We start from the raw sequence: 23798 nt of genomic DNA, 5'->3' as shown, positions 1-23798 counted from the left end.
GGGGAGATGCTCGTAATGCAAAAGTATACTTCTCAATTGGTAAGTACATCTATACGTGTTGCAGACTCTATTATGGATTGCGTGGGAAACACGCCGCTGGTAAGATTAAGGTCGCTTTTTCCTGATTCAGGTGTTTCTTTATATGCCAAGCTGGAGCTGATGAATCCAGGGGGAAGCATGAAAGATCGGCCGGCCCGCTATATTATTGAACAAGGATTATGTGATGGCACCATCAACCAGCATACCCATCTTATTGAGAGCACATCGGGAAATTTGGGCATTGGGCTTGCCATTGCAGCGAAGCGGTACGGTTTGAAGTTTACCTGCGTCGTTGATCCGAAAATAACAAAAACAAATCTTCGGATTCTTACTTATTTGGGCGCAAACATTGACATGGTTCAAGAACCTGATGAGCAGGGAGGATACTTGCAAACGAGGATTCGGCGGGTTAGAGAACTTGTACAGACCATACCGAACGCGTATTGGATCAATCAATATGCGAATCCTTTGAATTGGCAGGCACATTATCATGGAGCAGGCAGTGAGATTGTAAAACAAATAGATGGTCCGATTGATTATCTGGTCTGCGCAGTAAGCACCACGGGAAGTATACTTGGAATTTCACGCAGGGTTCGCGAGGCTTTTCCACAAGTCAAAGTAGTAGCTGTAGATGCGGTCGGTTCGGTGATCTTTGGCACACCGTCTTTGCCGCGTGAGCTTCCAGGAATTGGCGCAAGTCGCGTGCCGGAGCTATTTTCCCCGGATGAAATTGATCAGGTCATTCATGTAGATGACCGTGAATCTGTCACTGGCTGCCTGGCTCTTTTAGAGCGAGAAGGGATTCTTGCCGGCGGATCATCCGGTTCAATTGTAGCCGCATTAGGAAAGCTATTGCCTACGCTGTCGCCCTCGACAAGAGTTGTTACCGTATTTCCTGACCGCGGCGAACGTTATTTGGACAGCGTGTATAACGAAGAATGGGTACAAAAGCTTCTAAGGCTGCAGGTGTCCATCTAATCTTTTATAAGTATTTATAAGTAAATTAATTTGAAAAAAGGGGATTTTTCCATGAATCAACAGCAATCTATTTTATATTTAAGCAAGCAAGATATTATAGCACTGGGTGGGAATACATCCCATCCTTATGTACGCGCGGTGAGGCGTGCGCTTGAATTGCATGCGCAGAAAGATTTTGTTCAGCCTCTTAAACCTTATTTGCGTACAGATGAAAAAAACGGCCACATTGCGGATCGAATTATTGCGATGCCTGCCTATGTGGGCGGAGATGTTTCTATGAGCGGATTAAAGTGGATCGGGAGTAAGCATGATAATCCCAGCAGGCGAGGGATCGAACGGGCAAGCGGTTTAATTATTCTCAATGATCCGGAAAGCAATTATCCGATTGCCATATTGGAGGCAAGCTTAATTAGCGGGATGCGCACGGCGGCTGTTACTGTGATCGGAGCTCAGCATTTGGCCAAACCGGAATTTACAAAGGTTTCGAGCATTGGTTGCGGTGTAATCGCTAGAATGCAACTTACTTCTCTGTTAGAGCAGTTTGCCGCGATTCGGAATGTATATCTCTTCGATGTAAATGATCAAGCCGCGAACCGGCTTGCGGCTGAATTGCGGGAAACGTTTCCGCATGTGACGGTACAGGTAGCAGAAATGGCAGAAAACGCTGTTCGGCAAGCGGAAGTGCTAGTGACCGCGACGGTTGCAGCGGAGCCATACATTCCGTTCGAGTGGCTTAATAAAGGCACCTTTGTAAGCAATATTTCGATTATGGATTTGCATAAAGAGGTATTCTTGCGCGCGGATAAAGTAGTGGTCGACGATTGGGATCAAGCGAATCGCGAGAAAAAGGTAATTCATCAACTTGTGCTTGAAGGGCGCTTTTCGCGTGAACAGTTGCACGCAGAGCTTGGCGAAGTTTTGATTGGGAAAAAGCCGGGACGTGAAGCGGAAGATGAGATTATCATTCTGAATCCTATGGGAATGGCTGTTGAGGACATTGCCAGCGCGGCGGAAATTTACAGGAAAGCGATAGCTAACGATGTCGGAACGAAACTACATTTATAGAACAGGCATAGCTATAAGGAGAACGCGATGAATCATATTATCGATTACATCAAATCCAGGAAAAAAGAACAGCATACCCCTTTTTGCGCCTATATTTATGATCTTTCCGCTTTGCGGGAGCATGTTGCAAAATGCGTTGAAACGTTACCCACAACGTGCCGGCTTTTCTATGCGATTAAGGCGAATTCAGAAGCGGAAATTCTTAAAGCGCTGGCGCCGATTGTCCATGGTTTTGAAGTGGCGTCTCTCGGTGAAATAAAGAAAGTTCGTGCCATTGATGAGAATGTTCCAATTATTTTTGGAGGCCCGGGTAAGACAGACGAGGAGATCGCCGGAGCGATTGAGCATCGGGTAAGCCTTATTCATGTGGAAAGTCTGCATGAACTAAAGAGAGTAAACTACTTGGCAGAAAAATACGGAGCGGTGATTCCTGTTTTATTACGCGTGAATTTGCGCGGCCCTCTACCGAATGCAACGTTAGCAATGGGGGGGCGCCCCACCCAATTTGGAATTGATGAAGCAATGGTTCCGGAGGCGATTTCTTTAGCAAAGCAATTAGATCATATTACCGTTGAAGGATTTCATTTTCATTCGCTATCGAACAATTTGGATGCTGCCCAACATGTACAACTGGTGACCTACTATTGTCAGCTCGTATCTGCGTGGGCAAAGCAATTTGGACAATCTATTCGTTATTTGAACGTCGGCGGCGGAATTGGCGTAAATTATGCTGATTTGCACCGGCAATTCGCATGGGAGCATTTTGTCGAAGAGCTTTCTCCCGTGCTTGAACAGTATTCCTTGCCGGAGATGACAGTATTGTTCGAGTGTGGCCGTTATCTGACCGCTTCTGCCGGTTACTATGCGACAGAAGTGCTTGATATTAAGAAGAATCATGGAAAGAATTACGCGATCGTGCGTGGCGGAACTCATCATTTCCGGCTACCGGTTTCGTGGCAGCATAGTCATCCTTTTGAAGTTATACCTATTGATATCTGGAACTATCCTTTTGAGCGGTATGGATTACAGCAAAGTGATATTACAATTGTCGGTCAGCTATGTACGCCGAAAGATGTGATGGCGAAAGATGTGAAAATAGAACAAGTGAGAATTGGAGATGTCGTTTTGTTTAAATATACGGGTGCTTACGGTTGGGCCATTTCCCATCATGATTTTCTGAGCCACCCTCATCCGGAGCATATTTATTTGTATGAAGGAGGAAGGAGCGATCGTGGATGATATTTTATCATCGTTGCGGTTAATTGATATAAAGAAAATTTGCCTGCATGAGGAGCATGAACATACCCGTCTTGCTCAAACATGTGCCGCTATTTCCACTGATGGCGTACTCCGACATCCACCGCTGGCCATGCAAATGTCAGATGGGCGCTACTTGATCTTGGACGGCGCGCATCGCACAAATGCGTTGCAAAATCTCGGCTGCAAGCGGATCGCCGTACAGATTATAGAGCGTGAGGAAATTCAAATTGGGTCGTGGGATCACGTCATTCCTATGGGAGAATGGCTAGAACAGTTGAAAAACCATCCTTCTATCCGCTGGCAAACGGAACGGGTAAAAAGCGCTCCTATTGTTCAGGTTGTGACAGATACAAACAAATATTATGTGTATGAGGGCGCAGCGGAATCGAGTCCATTGACGAGGCTGGCGATTTGGCACCTTATTGTAAACGCATATAGAAAAGATTATAGCATCAAACGTATTATATCCGGTCATGAGTACCATGTAGAAAAGGGAATGGTACGGCTTTGTTATCCCGCTTACACTCTGCAAGAGATTGAAAGCATTGTTCTTTCTGGAGCCGTCATGCCGGCGGGAGTTACCCGCGTCGTCGTGAATGGCAGGTTATTGAATCTAAATATTCCGCTTTCTTATTTGATGGCTGGTTCATTGAATCAAGCGGAGTGGGAGCAAAAGAAAGAACAGTGGGCGCGCGCGTTGCGATTGTATGCGGAAGCCGTTTATCTTTGCGAAGTATAAGACAGGATTATGGCGCAATATTCACTTGAGGTGAAAAGAATGAATGATATCCTGCTTTCCTTTTTAGATTCAGAACCATTTGTTATGGTAAGACGAAGAATTTTTCGGCAATTAATACAATCCCTGATTTATGAAGGGATGATTCACCCGGAACAACGGTCAGGGAAAGGGGGAGATGTACTGATACTGCCCGGTCGTGACAGGGAGGACAATAGAGTAGAGTATCATTTTCGTGCTACCCGTACATTTAGTTTTGAGCGGATTTGTTTATCATCTGATCCGGTAAAACGGGTCATACATGGAGAAGAAAAAGAGGCAGAGTCTTTGACTACTTTTTTATATGAGATTGCTCCGTTTATTCATGCGTCAGAAGCCAAGCTTTCTTTATTTATAGATGAAATTAATCAAACCTTGCTTAAGGATACGATAGCGCAATGCTATAAACGGGAACAGCCAGCTGAACAAGTGGTAGATTACGATGAGCTGGAAGGAGATATTATGGATGGGCATCTATATCATCCGTGCTATAAATCCAGGATTGGCTTTACATTGAAGGATCATACAGAATTTGGACCGGAGTTTAAACCGCGTCTAACACTCGTATGGGTAGCCATCCAGCGAGAGGAAGCGAGGCTTTCTGTTTCTCATACGTTGGATTATGCTTCTTTTATCCAGCAGGAATTAGGTGCGGATTATGAAAAGTTTATGAAAGTGATTCAAGGCCATGGAAAAAGGCCGGAAGATTATGTGATTGTACCTGTTCACCCATGGCAGTGGAGACACGTAATTATGCACGAATTTTTCGAGCAAATTCAGAGTAAACGGATGATCTGCTTAGGGGAAGGAACGGACGAATATCGCCCGCAACAGTCTATCCGTACATTAGCGAATGCTTCTTCGCGTACCAAGTCATATGTGAAGCTACCGTTAAGCATTACGAATACTTCGACCAGTCGTATCCTGGGTCAGCATACGATTATCAATGCCGCGAGGATTTCTGATTGGTTAGGGAAGATTATGGAAAGTGATTCGTATTTGCGTGAGGAATTGCGACTGGTTTTGCTCAAAGAAGTGATGGGCGTTTCTTATCATCATCAAGGGCTTGTCGATGTCATGGAGCAAAAGGTTTATGGCGTCCTGGGGGCGATCTGGCGCGAAAGTTTATATAAATACTTGGAGCCAGGTGAAACTGCAATTCCATTCAACGCTCTCTGCCATTTGAATGCGGACAAGCGGCCGTTCATCGACTCCTGGATTCAACAGGCAGGGCTTCGTAAGTGGCTAAAGCGGATGTTTGAGATATCGGTTTTACCTCTTATTCATCTCTTATATGCACATGGTGTAGCGATGGAATCACATGCTCAAAATATGATTTTAATTATGCGGGAGGGTATACCTGAGAGAATTGCGCTCAAAGATTTTCATGATGGCATTCGCTACTCGCCTGCTGTTATGTCTACATCAATTGGTTATCCACAAATCGAGTATCCATCTGCAAACCATCCGCGAATCAATCGTAATTCTTTTATCGAGAAAGAGGATCCGTCAGAAATTAAAGATTTTCTGCATGATGCCTTCTTTTTCATTAATTTGTCTGAGTTTGCTTTGTTTTTAAAAAAGCACTATCGTTTATCGGAACAAGATTTTTGGGAGATGGTAGCTGACGTCATCGCGGGGTATCAACAGCGTTTTTCACATTTGCGAGAACGATTTTACCTGTTTGATTTGTTTACGAAAACGATTGAAGTAGAACAGTTGACGAAACGTCGTCTATTTGACGATACAGGGGTTCGAGTACATGCCGTAAAAAATCCTCTTTATATGTTTCAAACAAAGCTAACAGAAATTCGTAAGGAGGTGAAAGCATGATCGAGACAAAGAATGAAACATTTGATGTAGATGTTTTGCTGGAAGAGCAGGCGCTTGTGGTGCAAGAGGCGCTCTCATCACCGCAATATGTAAATGTGCGCCGGCGAATTTTTCGCCAGTTAGTAGAATCCTTATTCTTTGAAGGGATTATCCAGCCCGAGGTTGTAGAAGATACAAAAGAGCAGATTTATTATTTGAGAGGGATAAGTCAAACAGGGGAACCGACTGTTTATTTGTGCCGTGGAAAGCAACATTCTACTTTTGGCCGTATACGCTTGAGCAATCAACCGATTCTTCGTCAGGCGCATGGAGAAGAGAGAGAAGCCGAATCAATTACCCAGTTTCTTCTTGAGGTTTCTGGACAAATCGGCGCCGATGAAACGAGGCTTGCAAATTTTATTCATGAGCTGGAACAAACATTGTTAAAGGATACGTTAGCGCAATACTATCGTTCTCAGGCTCAGGTTATGCTTCGGGAACGTTCTTATGATGAGCTGGAAGGAAACATAATGGATGGCCATCCGTATCATCCAAGTTATAAATCAAGGATTGGATTTAATTATGTTGACAACTACATGTATGGCCCTGAATTTCAAAAGCCGTTTCGCCCTCTTTGGCTAGCTGTACGAAGAGGGAAGGCTCGGTTCTCCATCGCCAAGCATCTGCAATATAAGCGTTTTTTAGATGATGAGCTTGGGGAGGAACAAGTTTATGCTTTTACTGAAAAGGTAAAGGCAACCGGCAATGATCCGAGAGAGTATTTATTTTTGCCTGTTCATCCGTGGCAGTGGAAAACCATCATTGTGTCCGTTTTTCTTGAAGATATACGACGAAATGATATTCTTCTTCTCGGATGCTCGAAAGAGGAATATATTCCGCAGCAGTCCATTCGTACTTTAGCCAATTGTACTTCACGGCAGAAGGCATATCTTAAACTTTCATTAAGTATTATCAATACGTCGACAAGTCGTGTTCTTGCTCCGCATACAGTAGAGAACGCTCCTGTTATTTCTGATTGGCTAAAGCATATCGTAAAGAATGATCCCTTTTTACAAGATGAATTGCGTCTTGTGCTGCTTGGCGAAGTAATGGGTATCTCCTATGATCCGGTGCCGCTCGCGGATTATCTCCAGGAGAAAACGTACGGGGTTCTCAGTTGTATTTGGCGCGAAAGTTTACAGAACTTTATGGATAGTGATGAAGAAGCGATTCCGTTTAACGCGTTGTGTTCTGTTGATCTGGACAATCGGCCATTCATTTCTTCATGGATAGACAGATACGGAGCAGAGCAATGGTTAACGCGATTGCTTACTACAAGCATTCTGCCAATTATTCATTTTCTTTATGTTCATGGGATTGCTCTTGAGTCTCATGCACAAAACATGGTGCTCTTACACAAACAGGGAATGCCGACTCGCGTGGTTCTGAAAGACTTTCATGACGGTATTCGTTTTTCGAGGACGCATGTAGTCGATGCAAAAACGTGCCCGGCTTTATTGCATCCCCCTGAATATCATGCCAGAGTGAACCGGAACTCTTTCATTGAGACGGACGATCCGGAGACTGTGCGTGATTTTGTTCATGATGCCTTTTTCTTCATTAATATAGGTGAACTTGCTTTGTTTATGGAGGAGTATTTTGCATTCAATGAAACGAAATTCTGGTTGCTTGTGCGCGGAATCATTGAAACATATCAACGACGTTTTTTGGAGCATAAAGAACGTTTTTCCCTCTTTAATTTTTTTGCCCCAACGATTGGAGTCGAGCAGTTAACTAAGAGAAGGCTCTTTCCTGATACGGAATTGCGCATTCAGCAGGCCAGGAACCCTTTGTACCGTAAAGATGTTGATTAATCAGGATTTAGGATTGCGGACGGGAATCCTCTGCCTCTTTAGAGGAGAGATGAGAGTCCGCTTTGCCCGAATCCCCCTTGCGGGGATTACAAGGGCAAATTTTTTGTTATTTTCACTGACTATATGTAATTGAAAACGCTCAATATAATACATGTTAAACAGCTTTTTGTGCTATACTATATGTATGAAAAAATCTACCATAAAACATGCTCGAACCTGTGTCTACAATGTTAATTATCACATCGTTTGGTCTGTAAAATACCGAAGAAAAGTACTCACTTCCGAGATAGAAGGCTACTTGAAAGACCTTTTTCAAGAAATCGCACAGGAAAAAGAGTTTGAAGTCGTCATGATGGAAGTCGGCGAACAAGACCACATTCACGTTTTTGCTTCTGCTCATCCAAAGATCCCCCCCTCGTATATTGTGAAAATGCTGAAAGGAATTTCTGCCCGTAAACTGTTTTTGAAATTTCCACAACTGAAAAAAAGATTATGGGGCGGTCATCTTTGGAACAGTAGCTTTTACATCGAAACCATTGGTTCGATCTCAGAAGATGTAATTCGCAATTATATCGAAAATCAGAAAAAAGGAGATTCGTAATGCTACGAACGTATAAGTTTCGTATTGAGCCAACCAAAGAACAGCGAGAAAGAATAAACGAAACGCTCATGTATTGCCGATGGCTCTATAACGCCTTGCTTGAACAGCGAATTACGGCGTATAAAAAGTGTGGTGTATCCCTGACGTTCTATTCCCAAAAGAAAGAGTTACCTGCGCTGAAAAAGGTGTGTGAAGAGTATAAGGATGTTCATTCGCAAGTCTTACAAAACGTAGTCGAACGTCTGGATAAAGCGTATCAAGCCTTTTTCAGACGGTTGAAGCGTGGCGAAAAAGCAGGATTTCCTCGCTTCAAAGGGATGAATCGCTATCACAGTTTCACGTATCCGCAATCAGGATTTTCACTCGAAGGAAAGTACATCACGCTGTCCAAAGTTGGAACCGTTCGAATCAAACTACATCGTCAAGTGCAAGGTATAATCAAAACGTGCACAGTCATCGCTAAAAATGGACGATATTATGTTTGTTTGTCCTGTGAAATGGAAACAAAAACGCAATCAACAGGGAAAAAGATCGGTGTAGATTTGGGCTTACAGCATCTGGCGATCACATCGGATGGTGATTTTTATCATGTCCCCAAGTATTTGCGTAAAAGCGAGCGACAACTCAAAAAGTTACAGCGTATCGTATCAAGGCGAAAGAAAGGGTCAAACCGCCGTAAAAAGGCTGTGGTACTCCTCGCCAAGAAGCATGAGTACATTGCGAATCAGCGCAGAAATAATGCTCATCAGATTTCGCGTCAATTGGTCAATCGCTATGATTTGATCGCCTTTGAAGACTTGAAAATCACAAACATGGTGAAAAATCATCATCTTGCAAAGAGTATTGCAGACGCAGGGTGGAATCAACTTGTACAGTTCACCACTTACAAGGCTGAAAGTGCTGGTAAGCGTGTTGTTCTGGTTGATCCACGAAACACAAGTCAACAATGCTCAAGCTGTGATGAAATCGTAAAGAAAACATTGGCTGTACGGACACATCATTGCCCTTCTTGTGGATTTGAATGTGACCGTGATGTAAATGCCGCCAAAAACATTCTCAAACGGGCAGTACAACAACTACAAAACGTGTCGTAAGACACGCTAGGCTAGGAACTAGCCTTCGTGGAGAGTGCGACAATAGTCGGCTCGATGAAGCGAGAAGCTCTCCAATTTATTGGAGAGAGGTTCACGTAGGATAAACATATGCCTTTTGATTTTCTTCTACGTAGCGCTGAAGGCAAAAGCAAGAAAGCGGCCGCAATCATCTCTATCTTTGAGTTGCCAGATGTTTTGCGGCCGCTGCTTTTGTCGAAGCGATGCAGACAGATCATGCTTCTTTGTAGAAAATGAACGAAAGCCTAGGAAGAAGAGGAACATTTTCCAATATCTAGAGCAGAATGCTATTTTTGCTCCCGAATCAACAAGTATATTAAGTAGGGGACGCCGATGATGGCAGTGACAATCCCGCAAGGAATTTCAATCGGCGCGAACAGAGTTTTGCCGATCAAATCGGATAGCATAACGAGCAGTCCGCCAACTAACGCTGCTGTAATTAGGAGAACCCTATGTGATGAGCCAACGAGACGACGGGAAATATGGGGCGCCATAAGCCCAACGAAGCTAATAACACCGGCAGCGGCAACAGATGCCCCTGCAAGAGCAATGCTTATAAGCAATAGCCATCCCCGCTGCCACTCCACTCTGCTTCCCACCCCACGGGCAATGTCGTCGCCGAGCTGAAGGATATCCAAGTGGCGCGCGAGGCCAAACGTCACACAGAAGAGAAGGAAAATCCAAGGGAATAAGGACCAAACATGTTCCCATCCCCGCGCGTACACGCTGCCGACCAGCCAGATGGTTGCTTTCGTTACCAATTGAATCTTGCCGTGGGTCTGGATCAGCAAGATAAATGCTTGGGCGATGGCGGCAATTCCGATCCCGATAAGTACAAGACGCAGCGGTGAGTCTCCATTTTTCCAAGCGAGAAGGTAGACAAGCGCTCCGGCAATGAAAGCGCCGGCAAAGGCAGCGAATGGGACGAAAAAGATAGACACAGCAGGAAAGAGGATAATCATAATGGACGCTCCTAGGCCAGCTCCAGCATTAAGTCCGATCACGCTGGGAGAAGCCAGCGGATTCCGGGTTAATGCCTGAAGAATGGTTCCAGAAACAGCAAGTCCTATTCCCACAAGAAAAGCAACCAGCGTACGGGGCAGGCGCAGTGTGTAGATGACAAATTCATATTTTTTTTCGCCGTATCCTGCCAGCGTTTTTATCACATCCGCAAACGGGATACGGAACTCGCCGATCCCAATCGTAATCCAAGCAACCACCAGGTTGCATAGAAGCAGAACGAGCAAAACAAGCAAATACCGACTGCTTATTATGGGGAAGAATGCGGTTCTTAAAAAATGAAAATTTGTCGTACGGTTCATAGCTTCCAATCCTTTTTTCGGACGATATAAATAAAAAAGGGTGCTCCGAGTATAGCTGTCATAATTCCGACAGGGAGATCCTGCGGATAAATAACGAATCGCGCGGCGGTGTCAGCCAGCAGCAGCAATGTCGCGCCCAATACTGCCGAATAGATGAAAATCCAGCGGAAATTCGCCCCTGCCAACGAACGCGCTAGGTGAGGAACCGCCAAGCCGATAAAGCTAATCGGGCCCGCGATGGAAACAGCGCTGCCAGCCAGCAACACGACAGCAAACATAGCTGTGACTTTAACCCATGCCGTTCTCTGGCCCAGGCCGGTAGCGATCTCTTCGCCAAAAACGAGCACTTCGATTTTTTTTGCGATAAATAAAGCAATAATAAGCCCGAAAAGCATAAAAGGAAGAATATCTAAAAATAGCTCGATACTGCGCCCGGACACCGAACCTGCCAGCCAGAAACGCATCTCGTCAAAGGAGCGCTCGCTTAAAATTAAAAGAGCCTGTGTGATCGAGACAAGCAGAGTGGTTAAAGATGCGCCAGCAAGTGTAAGCTTTACCGGTGTCATACCATTTTTGCCGATGGTGCTGAAGATATAGACCAGGCATGCTGCAAGGCCTGCCCCTAGAAAAGCAAACCAAATATGGTTTAGTGTTGAAGAAGCAGGAAAAAAAAGAAGGCTGCTCACCACTCCCAACGCTGCGCCGTGATTCATGCCTAGCAGTTCGGGAGAAGCCAGCGGATTTCTTGTTAATGCTTGCATGATCGCTCCGCTTACGCCCAGACAGGCGCCGACCGCCAGAGCGATGAGCGCGCGGGGTAAGCGCACAGCTTGAATAATTACATGATCTTCGGAGTCATTGTTGAAGGCAACAAAGGACGAATAAATAGTCGGATAGGAAATCGGCTTTGTTCCGTATACGATGCTTGCGAAAAAGCAAACAAGCAGCAGAAGAAGAAAAAAGGTAAACCGAAAACCGGGAAATATACGGGCAAACAAGCTCACAATACCCTCCATGTAAAATTTGGATTGACAGAAAAAGACAAAATAGTATACCCTTTAACTGAAAATGATAATTTATATCAATTATAAATTTGACAATTCTTATTTTAAGGGAGGAACCTGTAAATGGCAAGGAAAAAGCGTTCATATTATTTTTTATGTATTTGGCTGATAGCCATTGTACTATTGATGACGGCATGCGGCGGTCAGACAGCATCAGCTCCAGAAAAAGCTGAATCTTCCGGCTCTTCTGAGCAGGTGATTAAGCATGCTATGGGAGAAACCAAATTGACGAAGAAACCAGAACGGGTCGTTACGCTTGATAATGGCGCGTTGGACAATGTGTTGGCATTGGGAGTAAAGCCTGTGGGGGCGGCTACGGTGTTCGCGGATCATCCGTTCCCGTCGTATCTCAAAGGAGTAGAAGGAATCGAAAAGGTGGGAACCATTAATCAGCCGAACTTGGAGACGATCGCTGCTTTGCAACCTGATTTGATTCTAGGTTCAAAAGATACGCACGAAGCGATTTATGAGAAGCTAAGTCAAATTGCTCCAACTGTGTTTGTTGAGACATTGGGGGCTACATGGAAAGAAAATCTTAAGTTGCAGGCGGAAGCGTTAGGTAAAACGAAAGAGGCAGAAAAATTGTTGAATGATTACAATAACCGTATTGAAGAGTTCAAAGTAAAGATGGGTGATCGTCTCACAAAAACTCATGTCTCTATTTTGCGCCCACGCAAAGATAATGTCACTGTTTATTTAAGAGATAATTTTAGCGGCAGCATTATTCAAGATGCCGGTCTTCCGCGCCCTGCCGCACAGGATAAAAATGAATTCAGCGTAAAGCTTAACGAAGAACGCGTTGCGGACATGGAGGGGGATGCTATCTTCTGGTTTACACGTGACGAAGAAAATCTTTTAACAAGCAAAATTATGTCCAATCCTACATGGAAACAATTCAAAGCAGTAAAAGAAAATAAAGTATACCGGGTGTCCGATGAGACATGGTTAAGTGGTCTGGGCTATCAGGCAGCTAACCGCGTGGTAGATGATTTGTTTGCTAATCTTGCGAAGTAGTTATAAACAAGCTCTATTAAGTGTTTAATGAAATATCTTTGGATAGGAGAGAAGAAAAGAGTTCAGTCCGAAAAAAGATACGCTGCTTTTCTCTCTCCTTTATTTCATAACTGTGTATTTATATTGTTTCGTATATGATTTTTCCTGTTTCCGATAGCTCATACCCTCCGATTGCTTTCATGTCATTTTTAAACGAAGGAGAATGTAAAGTATCACATAGTATTTCGATGAACGGTTCGTTTTCTGGAGTTTTTAAAATGACAAGGTCATAACGTTCTTTAATTAGCGGAACGAAGTCCACCCCTACAATAGAAGCCGCTTTTTCACTGCCGATTCCCACGTCGGCGTCGCCGTTGGCGATAGCTCCTGCAACCCCTAAATGGCTAGATTCTTCCACTGTATACCCCTTAATGTTCTGGCCGATGATTTGACGGAGCCGCAATTGTTCGTCAAGCAGCACGCGAATACCTGACCCTTTTTCACGGTTGACAATTTTTATTGTCGGCCTGGTTAAATCTTCCCAGGTTTGAATTTGTTTCGGATTCCCCTTTTTTACGTAAAATCCAGCCCAACGTGACACGAGGTTTACTACGAGAAAGCGGTGGCCGACCAGAAGTTTTTTGATGTACGGAATATTATACTCTCCCGTATCTCCGTCCCACAGGTGGGTGCTGACAATATCCGCCTCTCCCTTATACATGGAAATAAGACCGTTCAGGCTACCTGTGTACGAACGCAAGGGACGATACAGGGAAGAACGTTTTTCTAAATGCTTTACGAGTATATCAAGGCTTAAATCCTGACCGCTAATGATGATCGGGCGACTAGGCGATGGAGAGTGCAAAGCAGTATTTTTTTCGGAAACGAGAGAAGAAGTCGGTTGGGACGAATGGGGCGGGGGATAGATTTCGCCTTTTGCCTTTGCTTTATAGGTTTCCAGATCTTGAGCATCGACACGCATTTGCCTTCCGACGCGATAGGCCCGAATTTCCCCCTTTTTAATCAGATCGTATACAGTTAATTTGGATACTTTTAGGATATTAGCGATTTCTTCGGTTGTATAAGAGATATTACTCATGTTTCCACCATCCAATTTTGTAACTTAAATTCAACCCTATTATTTATAACTATTTATATTTATTTATAATTAGATATAATTGGATATATCGCTTTTGATATTTCGACTTATTTTCTCTCTCCTTCAATCACGAGAGAATGTCGATAGATCAAACGTGATTTATATAAAAATAAAATAAAGGAGAGGCGTATATTGAAGCGGGTTTTATCGTTGTTGTTAGTATTATTATTGTTTGTTTTAGCAGGGTGCACGAACAGTGGCTCATCTTCCAAGAGCGAAGAGTTGTCCGCACCTGCTGAAAAAGTTGAACTTACTATTTCTGCGGCGGCGAGTTTGACAGATGCCCTAAAGGAAATAAAAGCCGCTTTTGAGAAGGAAAATCCCAATACTATTGTAACATATACGTTTGGAAGCTCAGGCAGGCTTGCCAAGCAAATTGAACAGGGAGCCCCGATCGATGCTTTTTTATCCGCCAGCAAAAAAGATATGGATACATTACAGGATAAAAACTTGATTGCAGCAGATACGCGTGTCGATTTTGCCGCAAATGAGCTTGTGTTAGTGGCACCAAAGGACAGTTCTTTACATATTGATTCATTTGACAAATTGTCACCTGAACACATAAAACAACTGGCTGTTGGGGAGCCAGAGAGTGTTCCGGCGGGAAGATATACAAAAGAAACATTGGAAAATATTGGATTGTGGAACAAGTTACAGGACAAGCTTGTATTAGGAAAAGATGTACGTCAAGTGCTTACGTATGTAGAATCGGGTAATGCAGATGTTGGAGTGGTGTATGCAAGCGATGCTAGAATTTCCAAAAAAGTGAAAGTGCTGGCTATCGCCAAATCGGAATGGCACAAGCCGATTGTCTATCCTGGCGCGGTAACGGCGAACACGCAACATGCTGACCAGGCTAAGGCATTTTTGAAATATCTGGCGAGTAAAAAAGGCAAAGAAATATTAGGAAAATATGGATTTAAATAAACAAGGTTGATACTTTATGGCTGACATGACAATGGGGCCGCTGTTTTTGTCTTTAAAAGTGGCCGGGATATCTACGCTTATCGTCTTTATAACCGGAGTATTGATTGCGTTTGTGCTTGCTCGTAAGAATTTTCCAGGAAAAAGTGTGATCGAATCACTATTCCTGTTACCGCTTGTCCTGCCGCCCACCGTTGTCGGATTCGGGCTTCTTATCTTATTTGGAAAGAACGGATGGGTAGGTCGCTGGCTGTTGGAATGGTTCGATGTACAAATTGTGTTTACATGGATCGGGGCGGTGATTGCTTCTGTGGTCGTTTCTTTCCCTTTGATGTATCAGTCTTCTGCCGCCGCTTTTCAATCTTTGGATAAAAAACTGGAACAAGCCGCGCGCACGATGGGGGCATCGGAATGGCGAGTGTTTTGGACGGTTTCGTTTCCTCTGGCATGGCCCGGAATATTGGCAGGATTGGTGCTTGCTTTTGCTCGCGGGCTTGGAGAATTTGGAGCGACGCTCATGCTTGCCGGATATATTCCGGGAAAAACGGACACCATTCCGCTGGCGATCTATTTTGCGGTAGAAGCAGGGCAAATAGAGAAAGCTACGTATTGGGTGATCGTGATTGTGGCGCTCGGATTTAGTACGATGATGTGGCTCAATTGGTGGAGCCGCAGGAATCTGCGCCGTTTCGCCGAAAGCAAAGAGGGTGAATGAAAGATGTTAAGCGTTGAGATATGCAAAAAGTTACCGCACTTTCTTCTGGATGTTCAATTTGAAGCTGAAGATGAAATTATTATTTTATTCGGTCCTTCCGGCTCTGGAAAAACCACGATTTTAAATAGCATCGCTGGAATTGTTCAGCCTGATGCCGGGCTGATTCAGCTCAATGGTTTGGTGTTTTTTGACAGAAAGGCCAAGCCGTTACCTACAAGAGCGCGACGGATCGGGTATTTGTTCCAGGATTATGCCCTTTTTCCGCATATGACCGTGGAGAAAAATATTTTGTATGGAGTAAGAAATAAACGTGATCATAAGAAGCGCGCTTTAATCGAGAAATTGTTGGATGTCCTTAAGATTTCACATCTTTTGCCCAAATATCCTCATCAAATTTCCGGTGGAGAAAAACAACGGACAGCGCTGGCACGGGCGCTGGCGACAGAGCCAGAGTTGTTGCTTCTGGATGAACCTTTTTCCGCGCTGGATAAGGACACGCGTTTGCAATGTCAGAATGAGCTTCTGGAATTACATCGTATGTGGAGGATTCCCGTGCTGCTTGTTACACACGATGAAGAAGAGGCGAAGAAGCTTGGAAATCGGGTGTTATTCCTTAAGCAAGGGAAAATACGATAAAAAAGCTGTACCGAATAGATGGTACAGCTCTTTTTAACACTTTTTATGATTTGTATCTTGGTAACAGAACCTGGTTATTTTTATTAGCCATGATTTGTATAAATATGATATAATCAAATTATCAAAATAAATTTATAAAGAAAGGGTTCGAAACCATGTTGCCTGCCAGGCAGATATGGAAGCGGTTTGATCTCTCATATATTTAGCGCCGTAGTCAGGTTGTTATGAACATAGGTCAAAACAACTAACTACGGATGGGAGATTATGCGAACAAAACAATCGTATAGAACCTCTGCCGTAGTTAGTTGTTATTACACTACTACGGAAAGAGGCTTCTTATATGAGGAAACAAAGTATTCGCTCGGTTTTGATGATTTTGTTAGGAACGTTTATTTTGGCTTTTGGCTATTACCACATTAATTTCCAAAACAATTTATTAGAAGGTGGTTTTGTCGGTCTTTCTCTTCTGCTTAAGTACGTATTTGACTTTTCACCTGCAATCACAATACTTCTATTTGATCTCCCGTTTTTCATCCTGATTCTTTTCAAAAAAAGTCCGCAGTTTATCTTAAAGACGGCTTTAGGCACGTTTGCTTTTTCCTTATTTTATGAGTTGTGCGAATTGTATTCACCGTTGATTTTTGATTTTAGCCATATGATGGTGCTGGCTTCCGTTCTTTCGGGGATTATCACCGGTTATGGTGCCGGACTTGTCCTGCGCTATGGCGGAACAACGGGTGGAGAGGATTTGCTCTGTCTTTTTATCAGTAAAGGTACCGGTATATCGATAGGAACCGTGTTTCTCATTTTAGACTTAATCGTATTAGGTTTATCTTCATTCTTTTTGCCTTTAGATAAACTTTTTTATACGATTCTGGCGGTTATTGTTGCCGGAAAAGTGATTACCTGGACTGTGCATTTTGGGGAAGAAAAAGAGGGAGAGCAGCAATTGTCTGAGCAGATGATTTGAATGGATAATTTGGTTAGCGAAAAACCCCTGTGCAGGGGTTTTTCGTATGGCTGACATTTAGCAGTAAGATATACACAATAGGGTTGTTCCTACTGTTTTAGACTGGATAACCTTCTTTTGTTTTTGCCATGATATACTTGATGCTTCTTTCTTTTTGTCTTTTCAGGAACTTATGTTACTCTTATCTTAATGAATATGCGGAGCTTCTCAGGATGAAGTGGTTGAACATATAAAGGAGGCTTCATTTTTATGTGGGCGTTAATGGAACTTATAGGGTTTGCGGGACTCATTTTATTTGGGACGTTAGCAATTGTTTCCGTTATGCGAAACAGAGATCCGAAAAACTACATGAAATTAGCCAGTATTTTTTTTGTTATTCTTATTATTGCAATTATACTGGATAGGCAGTTAGAAACACCATTACAGACTCTCCTTCTGTAGTCACTCAACATAAAATCAAATAAAGAAAGCGAACAGACGGCTCAGAATCGGGCCGTCTATTTGTTTTTTTATTGGTTTGAGTTCGCCTATTGAAAGGCTTATCTGACCGTCTATATATGATGTAAGTATATGAAATTAATTACAAAAAGAGGCTTCATATCCACATTTATTATAATGAAATCGTATTCTATGTACGTTATGGTATACATGAAACAAAACATATGCCTAATCCAATTTTGATACACGTTGGAACGGGGGAACCAATGATTTGGGGTGAAACCGCGCATGCGCGGTCGGGCGTCTTTCGACCGAACCCGTCAGCTAACCTCGTCGGCAGATAAGAGAGGGAATCATGAAAAAAAATTTCAAAGCAGTAACAGCAAGTCTATTAACAGCAGGAATTTTGCTTGGGGGAATGGCTGCACCCATGCAGGCAGAAGCTGCAGATATTTCTGCAAAATACGGAAGTACTTTGAATATCAGTAACGAAAGTCGTGTGATTGACAATATTATCAATACTGGCAAAGGCCTGATTGGCAAAGCAAAGTACAGACATGCCTATGTGCCTGGAAAATATATGGATTGTTCCGGTTTTATTTATTATATATTCAAAAAGAACGGAATTAACATAAATACGCTGGATGATGACAAACAGGTAAAGCTTGGCTCATACGTTCCAAAAAACCAGCTAAAAAAAGGAGATTTAGTATTTTTTAGCACTAAGAAAAACAAATGGGATATTACTCATGTTGGTATATATATCGGGAGTGGAAAAATTCTGCATATGGCCAACACGAAATATAATGTTACGATCAGCAGTTTGAACAGTTCTTGGTATAAAAAGTATTATGTAACTGCCCGTCGTGTTGTAAAATAGAAAATATGACTAAGATAAAAACCAGTCTATGTCGATAGGCTGGTTTTTATCTTGATGATTAGGAAAAACTTGCGAAGCATTTGTCCGCGAGTTTTTTCTATCTGGAAAACATATCTAGAACAAAAATGAAGTGGAGTGGATGAGACATGGGAAGAAAGGCGAGCTTGTCTATCATATGGTTTATTTGCGTATGGATACTTGCTGCCTGTAGCACAGGTTCCCAGGACAGTTTTCAAGAAACAAAGGCAGTCGTAAATGTTAACGAGCAGCAACTGCAGAAGGCAAAAGTGGTTAGAGTCGTGGATGGGGACACATTTGTGGTAAATGTGAAGGGAAAAGAACGGAAGATACGGTTGATTCTTGTTGATACGCCGGAATCGAAAGCACCAAACCGGCCGAAAGGATATCTCGGAGAAGAAGCAAAGCAATATACGACGAGGCGTCTAGAAGGCAAGGAAGTTTGGCTTGAAAAAGATGTCCAGTCCACGGATCGGTACGGACGGTGGCTGCGTTATGTATATCTTGATGTGAAAGACGGTAAAGGGGAATTTTTCAATGGTACGCTTGTTAGAAGTGGTCTGGCGCGCCTGGCGACGTTTCCGCCGAATGTAAAATACGTCGACCAGATCCGCGAATGGCAAACGGAAGCGCGGGAAGCGGAGCGCGGCGTATGGAAGAACATTAAGGAAGCATTTCCGGATCGCAAAGTGGAAAAATAGCTGAAACTTTTATAATGTTGCCACGTATAGCATACACGGATAGAAGAATAAGGTTATGCTGTATAACGGATAACAATTATAGCCAGGTATTTTTTGCATAAAATCTCAGGATAGTTAGAATCATTCGGTAAGGAAGGGAGTCGTTGAGATGTTCAAAAAGATGATGGCGAAGCTGGGATTCGGGTCGGCCAGAGTAGATCTGGTACTTCGCAATAGCGAGTTTATACTTGGCGATACAGTCGAAGGAGAGCTTGTGATTCAGGGTGGTGCCGTCGAACAATACATAAAAAAAATCGACGTTCAGTTTATGATGGCCATTCGCACGAAGCAAAACGAATACAGGCAGGCTATCGCTACCATTCCGTTTGCCTGCAATTTTAATATTGGGGCGGAAGAAAGAAAGGTGTTTCCGTTTCGGTATGAATTGCCGAAAGATCTGCTGATTTCAAGCCATACGGTAGCATATTATTTTGTGACCAATCTCGATATTGCAGCGGGGGTAGACAATCAGGACCGCGACTACATTCGCGTTAATCCGCCGCAGCGCTTCCAAAACATTATTGCTGCTTTTGAGCAGTTAGGCTTTCGCGAAAAACATGATTCCCGCAAGTTCAACGGCTACGCACAGGAGTTTGAGTTTTTCCCGACCACATTTTTGCGGGACAGGGTAAAAGAAGTAGAGTTTATCGCTGCTATCGAAGAGGAGCAAATCCGCCTGTTGCTTGAATTGGATCTGCCTTCCTTTGGACATGAGGTGGAAATCAAACACGAAGTTGCGCTTTCCAACGAGCTGCTTGCTGATCCTGCAAGTGTGGCAGACTATTTGCGCGGTGTGATGGAAGAAATGGTAGACAATCCGCACGCGTATCTCCATCAACGCTCAATGATGGAACATGACCATCATCACCACCGTCATGGTGGCTTTGCCGGGGCGATGGGCGGCTTTGCTGCCGGTTTGCTTGGCGGTATGATTTTGTCTGAGATTATGGATGAAGTGATGGACGGTGTAGGAGGGGGAGACGCAATCGAAAGCGCGTTTGACGGCGGGGACGACGGAGGCGGTTTCGGTGACTTCTTCGGTGATATGTTTGACGGTGGAGACGAATAATCATACATGGAAAACGGAAGCCCCGGAACAAATTCGGGGCTTCTTCTCATGCTTTAACTTTTATTTCAGAAAGCGCTCGCCTATGTCCGGGGGCGGTAGCATACATGTTTCTAGCTTTCCAAACCAGCGATAGCGATTGCGAGCAACCCAATTATATATTATATCTCGAAGCGGACGGGGAACCATGATGAATACATACAACAGGGACCAAATTCCGCCTAGTTTACGTGCCACACGGAGCGCTGCGGATGATTTGGTATATGCTTTGCCATTGTCTAGCAGTATGACACTGTTGAGTGTATCGCTAGGCAGACCGTATTGTTGCAGTAAGCGCTGGCCTGTATTCGATTGTAAGGAAGCGAAACGAAAGTTTCTCTGCGGATCGCGTGGAATGATAAACTTTACCGCCTGATTGCAGAGATTGCATACTCCGTCAAAAAGCAGAATGGTATTATGGGAAGAAACGCCCATGAGAAAAAGCCTCCTGTTTTATTGTATAGAGCAAGGGCGAACACTAAAAACAGAAAAACGACAGGAAGCCGCGAAGCGGCTTTTCTGCCGTTGCTTGTTCATATAATATGTAAAATCTCTTCCACTGGTTTGCGCGGCAATTTCGCCGGAGTTTCGGCCGGATATCCAAGCGCGATAACCATGTTAATTTGTTTTTCTGACCCGATTTGTAAATAGTCACGCAACCGCTCTTGAGCTAGCAATACAGGGCCTGTCATTGGGCAAGTTGCCATTCCCATCGCGTGAGCGGCAAGCATGAGATTCTGCGCCGCAAGGCAACTGCTTTTAATTCCTTCTTCTTCCCATACGGAGGATGAGATCATTCCAAGCGGCTCAAAAATTTTGTCTCGGAACTTGGAAGTATAAGGCGTAGCCAAGCAAACAATGAGCGCAGGCGCACCGGTAAATGCGGTGGCGTATGGCCCGAACGATCTTGTCAGCAAGCGACCTTCCTTCTGCAGCCCTCGTTTTTGTGCTTCATTCGCAATTTTATGCAATTCTTCCCATGTCATATCGGAAATTTCTTGAATCTTTTGTTTATCTAAAATCGCGATAAATTCCCATGTTTGTGAGTTGGTATCGCTTGGCGCGTATCTGGCGCAGTCAATCAGTTCTTTCACTTGCTCCGCGCTAACGGGCTGTTCTGTAAACTTCCGGACGCTTCGCCGTCCCAGCACAATCTCTTTAAATTCATTGTATTCCATTGTTTGGTTTCACCCGCTTTTTTTCTTATCTCAAACAAGCAGTATTATTATATCATAAAGTATTGACACCTGATAATAAATATTAACGCGAAAATAGAGCGGACAAAAAGTGCCGCTCTATTTTTATTGGATTTGATGACTTTTACGAAGCTTTCCACGAAAGATATTGTGTAAGCACGCGAATGGCGACTTCAATCGCACTTTCATTCGGCTCGATTTTCGCGTGGTGCAGTCCGTATGGCGTATCGACACCGAGCCAGAAGAGAAAACCTGGAATTTCGGCGAGGAAGTAGCCGAAGTCCTCACCGGTCATCGCAGTTTTACATTCGATAAGGGCGGCGACACCCGTATCTTTTACCCAGTTCATAAACTCGTGGGTCAGCGTTTCATCATTGTATACCTGGCAGTAGTTCGCTCCATAGTCAATCGCAGCTTGGCATTCAAAGCCAGCTTCTGTACCGCGGACGAGCGCTTCGATGCGCGACTTTACTTTTTGCATTGATTCCATTGAAAGGGTGCGGATCGTTCCTTCAAGGCGGGCTTTCTCAGCGATAATGTTTTGTTTTGTGCCACCTTCGATTTTTCCGATTGTAACAACTGCGGAGTCGAGCGGATCAATATTGCGGGAGACGATGCTTTGCAGTTGGGTTGCCAGATGGGCCGCCGCAATGACCATATCGTTGGCTGTATGCGGGAACGCCGCATGACCGCCCTTGCCGTATAAATCGATGAACAGCTCGGATGTATTGGCGAACAGGATGCCCGGTTTTAGCGCTATCGTACCCACCGGATATTCTGGCGCGATGTGCAGGGCAAAAATAGCATCCGGGCGCCATTCATTGAATTCTTCGCTTGCGAGCATCGGCTGCGCGCCTCCCGGGCCTTCTTCCGCAGGTTGAAAAATAAAAATTAAATCGTCTTTCACCTGATTTTCCACAAAGTATGTCAGTACACCAAGCGCAATAGCCATGTGCATATCGTGGCCGCAGGCGTGCATATAGCCCGGATGTGTAGACTTGAATGCATAGGATGTTTCTTCTGGGATGGGCAACCCGTCCATATCGGCCCTGTATCCAAGTCGTTTAGTAGGATTTGCCCCTTTTACCTTGATGAGAATGCCAGTGCGCCATGTTTTAATTTCCATTCGTTCCTGTGGAAGTGTGGCCAAATAGTCTAGCAAAAAGCGTTGGGTTTTAAACTCCGCAAATCCCGGTTCCGGGATCTTGTGAAGTTCACGGCGAATCGCAATGAAGGGCTGCGCGTTCATGGTGATGTTCCTCTCACCTCCTACTGCTACCTCATGGGTACATTACAGCTGGCGAAGTTCTTGTTTGATCTCTGTTTTTGCCTTTGTTTTTTCATCAATCTGTTTGATGACGCGCGCCGGTGTGCCGCCTACCACCGTGTATGGCGGCACGTCTTCAATGACGACTGCGCCAGCCGCAACAACTGCGCCTTTTCCGACACGTACACCTTCAAGAATTACAGCATTCGCACCGACAACGACATCATCTTCAATAACAACTGGTGTTGCGGATGGCGGCTCGATCACACCTGCGATGACTGCGCCGGCACCGATATGGCAATTCTTTCCGATGGTGCCGCGGCCGCCGACAACAGCGTTCATGTCAATCATTGTTCCTTCGCCGATAACCGCGCCGATGTTAATCATGGCGCCCATCATGATTACGGCGTTGTTGCCGATTTCTACTTGATCACGAATAATCGCGCCCGGTTCAATGCGCGCTTGGATGTTTTTCATATCAAGTAGAGGAATGGCGGAATTGCGGCGGTCGTTTTCCACTACGTAGTCCTCGATTTTGTCTTTGTTAGCTTCAAGTGCCGGCTGGATGTCTTTCCAGTCACCGAACAGTACGCCTACATTGCCTGTAATGAAAGATTTAGTATTTGCCCCGAAGTCGATTCCATCAATATTACCTTTAATATGTACTTTAACCGGAGTTTTCTTTTCACTTTTTTGGATAAATTCGATAATTTGCTGAGCGTTCATTTCTTTCATGAATGCTTTCTCTCCCTTCTTGCCTGTTTCAAAGAATAAAAATGCAATGAGCTGTTTGTTTCTCATTGCATTATACCATCTTGGTTTAAGAAGTTAAACGACTAAAGACGAAAAGTTCTG

At 44.1% G+C, this 23798-nt stretch carries 24 protein-coding genes and 1 riboswitch; of the genes, 17 read left to right on the top strand and 7 right to left on the bottom strand.

The features are described from left to right. Window positions 1-15: 15 nt before the first annotated feature. The 8 genes from sbnA to K3F53_RS16400 all read left to right on the top strand — a co-directional run bounded on the left by sbnA (window position 16) and on the right by K3F53_RS16400 (window position 9498). Window positions 16-1017: a 2,3-diaminopropionate biosynthesis protein SbnA gene (gene sbnA / locus K3F53_RS16435; RefSeq protein ID WP_057897588.1), complete on the top strand. Its 1002-nt coding sequence runs from the start codon at window positions 16-18 to the stop codon at window positions 1015-1017. 51 nt (window positions 1018-1068) lie between these two features. Beyond that, window positions 1069-2082: a 2,3-diaminopropionate biosynthesis protein SbnB gene (gene sbnB / locus K3F53_RS16430; protein WP_057897589.1), complete on the top strand. Its 1014-nt coding sequence runs from the start codon at window positions 1069-1071 to the stop codon at window positions 2080-2082. Between the two features lie 27 nt (window positions 2083-2109). Further along, window positions 2110-3321: a type III PLP-dependent enzyme gene (locus tag K3F53_RS16425; protein WP_057897590.1), complete on the top strand. Its 1212-nt coding sequence runs from the start codon at window positions 2110-2112 to the stop codon at window positions 3319-3321. Further along, entirely contained in the window at window positions 3314-4081 is a 768-nt protein-coding gene (locus tag K3F53_RS16420) for a ParB N-terminal domain-containing protein (protein WP_057897591.1), read from the top strand. Before K3F53_RS16425 ends, K3F53_RS16420 begins: the two co-directional genes overlap by 8 nt. A 39-nt stretch (window positions 4082-4120) precedes the next feature. Continuing rightward, window positions 4121-5950 (top strand): IucA/IucC family protein, encoded by a 1830-nt coding sequence (locus K3F53_RS16415; RefSeq protein ID WP_057897592.1) that lies wholly within the window; start codon window positions 4121-4123, stop codon window positions 5948-5950. Then, window positions 5947-7803, top strand: coding sequence for an IucA/IucC family protein (locus K3F53_RS16410; protein ID WP_057897593.1), 1857 nt, complete (start codon window positions 5947-5949; stop codon window positions 7801-7803). The genes K3F53_RS16415 and K3F53_RS16410 overlap by 4 nt, the downstream gene beginning before the upstream one ends. A gap of 184 nt (window positions 7804-7987) precedes the next feature. Next, window positions 7988-8404: an IS200/IS605 family transposase gene (gene tnpA / locus K3F53_RS16405; RefSeq protein WP_082705853.1), complete on the top strand. Its 417-nt coding sequence runs from the start codon at window positions 7988-7990 to the stop codon at window positions 8402-8404. After that, complete coding sequence (locus K3F53_RS16400) at window positions 8404-9498, top strand: RNA-guided endonuclease InsQ/TnpB family protein (protein ID WP_220559128.1); 1095 nt, start codon at window positions 8404-8406, stop codon at window positions 9496-9498. The genes tnpA and K3F53_RS16400 overlap by 1 nt, the downstream gene beginning before the upstream one ends. 305 nt (window positions 9499-9803) lie before the next feature. Here the strand turns inward: K3F53_RS16400 and K3F53_RS16395 are convergent, their stop codons facing one another. After that, window positions 9804-10838: a FecCD family ABC transporter permease gene (locus K3F53_RS16395; RefSeq protein ID WP_057897595.1), complete on the bottom strand. Its 1035-nt coding sequence runs from the start codon at window positions 10836-10838 to the stop codon at window positions 9804-9806. After that, on the bottom strand, window positions 10835-11842 hold the full coding sequence (locus tag K3F53_RS16390) for a FecCD family ABC transporter permease (protein WP_236781952.1): 1008 nt from the start codon (window positions 11840-11842) through the stop codon (window positions 10835-10837). The genes K3F53_RS16395 and K3F53_RS16390 overlap by 4 nt, the downstream gene beginning before the upstream one ends. A gap of 123 nt (window positions 11843-11965) precedes the next feature. On the opposite strand from K3F53_RS16390, the gene K3F53_RS16385 reads away from it, so the two are divergent. Further along, window positions 11966-12916, top strand: a complete 951-nt coding sequence (locus K3F53_RS16385) for an ABC transporter substrate-binding protein (protein WP_057897597.1) — start codon at window positions 11966-11968, stop codon at window positions 12914-12916. Between the two features lie 118 nt (window positions 12917-13034). Here the strand turns inward: K3F53_RS16385 and K3F53_RS16380 are convergent, their stop codons facing one another. Further along, a complete protein-coding gene (locus K3F53_RS16380) occupies window positions 13035-13994 on the bottom strand; it encodes a substrate-binding domain-containing protein (protein ID WP_057897598.1) in 960 nt (319 codons plus the stop codon). 189 nt (window positions 13995-14183) lie between these two features. On the opposite strand from K3F53_RS16380, the gene modA reads away from it, so the two are divergent. The 8 genes from modA to K3F53_RS16340 all read left to right on the top strand — a co-directional run bounded on the left by modA (window position 14184) and on the right by K3F53_RS16340 (window position 20444). Then, window positions 14184-14981 carry a molybdate ABC transporter substrate-binding protein gene (modA, locus tag K3F53_RS16375; RefSeq protein ID WP_220561069.1) on the top strand — a complete coding sequence of 266 codons (798 nt, stop codon included), beginning with the start codon at window positions 14184-14186 and terminating at the stop codon, window positions 14979-14981. Between the two features lie 16 nt (window positions 14982-14997). Beyond that, on the top strand, window positions 14998-15693 hold the full coding sequence (gene modB, locus K3F53_RS16370) for a molybdate ABC transporter permease subunit (protein WP_057897600.1): 696 nt from the start codon (window positions 14998-15000) through the stop codon (window positions 15691-15693). A 3-nt stretch (window positions 15694-15696) separates the two neighbouring features. Continuing rightward, complete coding sequence (locus K3F53_RS16365) at window positions 15697-16329, top strand: ATP-binding cassette domain-containing protein (protein WP_057897601.1); 633 nt, start codon at window positions 15697-15699, stop codon at window positions 16327-16329. A gap of 340 nt (window positions 16330-16669) precedes the next feature. Continuing rightward, a complete protein-coding gene (locus K3F53_RS16360) occupies window positions 16670-17299 on the top strand; it encodes a YitT family protein (protein WP_057897602.1) in 630 nt (209 codons plus the stop codon). 249 nt (window positions 17300-17548) lie between these two features. After that, the gene (locus K3F53_RS16355; protein ID WP_091260879.1) at window positions 17549-17740 is read left to right on the top strand and encodes a hypothetical protein; all 192 of its coding nucleotides are present in this window, start codon (window positions 17549-17551) and stop codon (window positions 17738-17740) included. Between the two features lie 212 nt (window positions 17741-17952). Then, window positions 17953-18091: riboswitch (cyclic di-AMP (ydaO/yuaA leader) on the top strand. Between the two features lies 1 nt (window position 18092). Beyond that, on the top strand, window positions 18093-18617 hold the full coding sequence (locus tag K3F53_RS16350) for a C40 family peptidase (RefSeq protein ID WP_057897603.1): 525 nt from the start codon (window positions 18093-18095) through the stop codon (window positions 18615-18617). A gap of 146 nt (window positions 18618-18763) precedes the next feature. Further along, window positions 18764-19336, top strand: a complete 573-nt coding sequence (locus K3F53_RS16345) for a thermonuclease family protein (RefSeq protein ID WP_057897604.1) — start codon at window positions 18764-18766, stop codon at window positions 19334-19336. A gap of 148 nt (window positions 19337-19484) precedes the next feature. Further along, window positions 19485-20444, top strand: coding sequence for a sporulation protein (locus K3F53_RS16340; protein ID WP_057897605.1), 960 nt, complete (start codon window positions 19485-19487; stop codon window positions 20442-20444). A gap of 60 nt (window positions 20445-20504) precedes the next feature. Here K3F53_RS16340 and K3F53_RS16335 read toward each other — a convergent pair whose 3' ends face one another. The 4 genes from K3F53_RS16335 to dapD form a co-directional block, all read right to left on the bottom strand. Further along, window positions 20505-20915, bottom strand: coding sequence for a thiol-disulfide oxidoreductase DCC family protein (locus tag K3F53_RS16335; RefSeq protein ID WP_057897606.1), 411 nt, complete (start codon window positions 20913-20915; stop codon window positions 20505-20507). A 98-nt stretch (window positions 20916-21013) separates the two neighbouring features. Beyond that, complete coding sequence (locus tag K3F53_RS16330) at window positions 21014-21658, bottom strand: nitroreductase family protein (protein ID WP_057897607.1); 645 nt, start codon at window positions 21656-21658, stop codon at window positions 21014-21016. A 142-nt stretch (window positions 21659-21800) separates the two neighbouring features. Further along, entirely contained in the window at window positions 21801-22925 is a 1125-nt protein-coding gene (locus tag K3F53_RS16325) for an N-acetyldiaminopimelate deacetylase (RefSeq protein ID WP_091260875.1), read from the bottom strand. A gap of 42 nt (window positions 22926-22967) precedes the next feature. Beyond that, complete coding sequence (gene dapD, locus K3F53_RS16320; RefSeq protein WP_057900219.1) at window positions 22968-23678, bottom strand: 2,3,4,5-tetrahydropyridine-2,6-dicarboxylate N-acetyltransferase; 711 nt, start codon at window positions 23676-23678, stop codon at window positions 22968-22970. Between the last annotated feature and the right edge of the window lie 120 nt (window positions 23679-23798).

It is taken from the genome of Aneurinibacillus thermoaerophilus (assembly GCF_019603355.1).
GTDB classification, from domain to species: Bacteria; Bacillota; Bacilli; order Aneurinibacillales; family Aneurinibacillaceae; genus Aneurinibacillus; species Aneurinibacillus thermoaerophilus.
This window is presented reverse-complemented; position numbering and strand designations above follow the sequence as displayed.

Coding starts and splice junctions, on each gene's coding strand:
- K3F53_RS16380 (WP_057897598.1), bottom strand. CDS start 13,994: ATGAGTAATATCTCTTATACAACCGAAGAAATCGCTAATATCCTAAAA.
- modB (WP_057897600.1), top strand. CDS start 14,998: ATGGCTGACATGACAATGGGGCCGCTGTTTTTGTCTTTAAAAGTGGCC.
- K3F53_RS16365 (WP_057897601.1), top strand. CDS start 15,697: ATGTTAAGCGTTGAGATATGCAAAAAGTTACCGCACTTTCTTCTGGAT.
- K3F53_RS16425 (WP_057897590.1), top strand. CDS start 2,110: ATGAATCATATTATCGATTACATCAAATCCAGGAAAAAAGAACAGCAT.
- tnpA (WP_082705853.1), top strand. CDS start 7,988: ATGAAAAAATCTACCATAAAACATGCTCGAACCTGTGTCTACAATGTT.
- K3F53_RS16385 (WP_057897597.1), top strand. CDS start 11,966: ATGGCAAGGAAAAAGCGTTCATATTATTTTTTATGTATTTGGCTGATA.
- K3F53_RS16395 (WP_057897595.1), bottom strand. CDS start 10,838: ATGAACCGTACGACAAATTTTCATTTTTTAAGAACCGCATTCTTCCCC.
- sbnB (WP_057897589.1), top strand. CDS start 1,069: ATGAATCAACAGCAATCTATTTTATATTTAAGCAAGCAAGATATTATA.
- K3F53_RS16350 (WP_057897603.1), top strand. CDS start 18,093: ATGAAAAAAAATTTCAAAGCAGTAACAGCAAGTCTATTAACAGCAGGA.
- K3F53_RS16325 (WP_091260875.1), bottom strand. CDS start 22,925: ATGAACGCGCAGCCCTTCATTGCGATTCGCCGTGAACTTCACAAGATC.
- K3F53_RS16345 (WP_057897604.1), top strand. CDS start 18,764: ATGGGAAGAAAGGCGAGCTTGTCTATCATATGGTTTATTTGCGTATGG.
- K3F53_RS16415 (WP_057897592.1), top strand. CDS start 4,121: ATGAATGATATCCTGCTTTCCTTTTTAGATTCAGAACCATTTGTTATG.
- K3F53_RS16335 (WP_057897606.1), bottom strand. CDS start 20,915: ATGGGCGTTTCTTCCCATAATACCATTCTGCTTTTTGACGGAGTATGC.
- K3F53_RS16400 (WP_220559128.1), top strand. CDS start 8,404: ATGCTACGAACGTATAAGTTTCGTATTGAGCCAACCAAAGAACAGCGA.
- K3F53_RS16410 (WP_057897593.1), top strand. CDS start 5,947: ATGATCGAGACAAAGAATGAAACATTTGATGTAGATGTTTTGCTGGAA.
- K3F53_RS16330 (WP_057897607.1), bottom strand. CDS start 21,658: ATGGAATACAATGAATTTAAAGAGATTGTGCTGGGACGGCGAAGCGTC.
- K3F53_RS16360 (WP_057897602.1), top strand. CDS start 16,670: ATGAGGAAACAAAGTATTCGCTCGGTTTTGATGATTTTGTTAGGAACG.
- K3F53_RS16355 (WP_091260879.1), top strand. CDS start 17,549: ATGTGGGCGTTAATGGAACTTATAGGGTTTGCGGGACTCATTTTATTT.
- dapD (WP_057900219.1), bottom strand. CDS start 23,678: ATGAAAGAAATGAACGCTCAGCAAATTATCGAATTTATCCAAAAAAGT.
- sbnA (WP_057897588.1), top strand. CDS start 16: ATGCAAAAGTATACTTCTCAATTGGTAAGTACATCTATACGTGTTGCA.
- K3F53_RS16340 (WP_057897605.1), top strand. CDS start 19,485: ATGTTCAAAAAGATGATGGCGAAGCTGGGATTCGGGTCGGCCAGAGTA.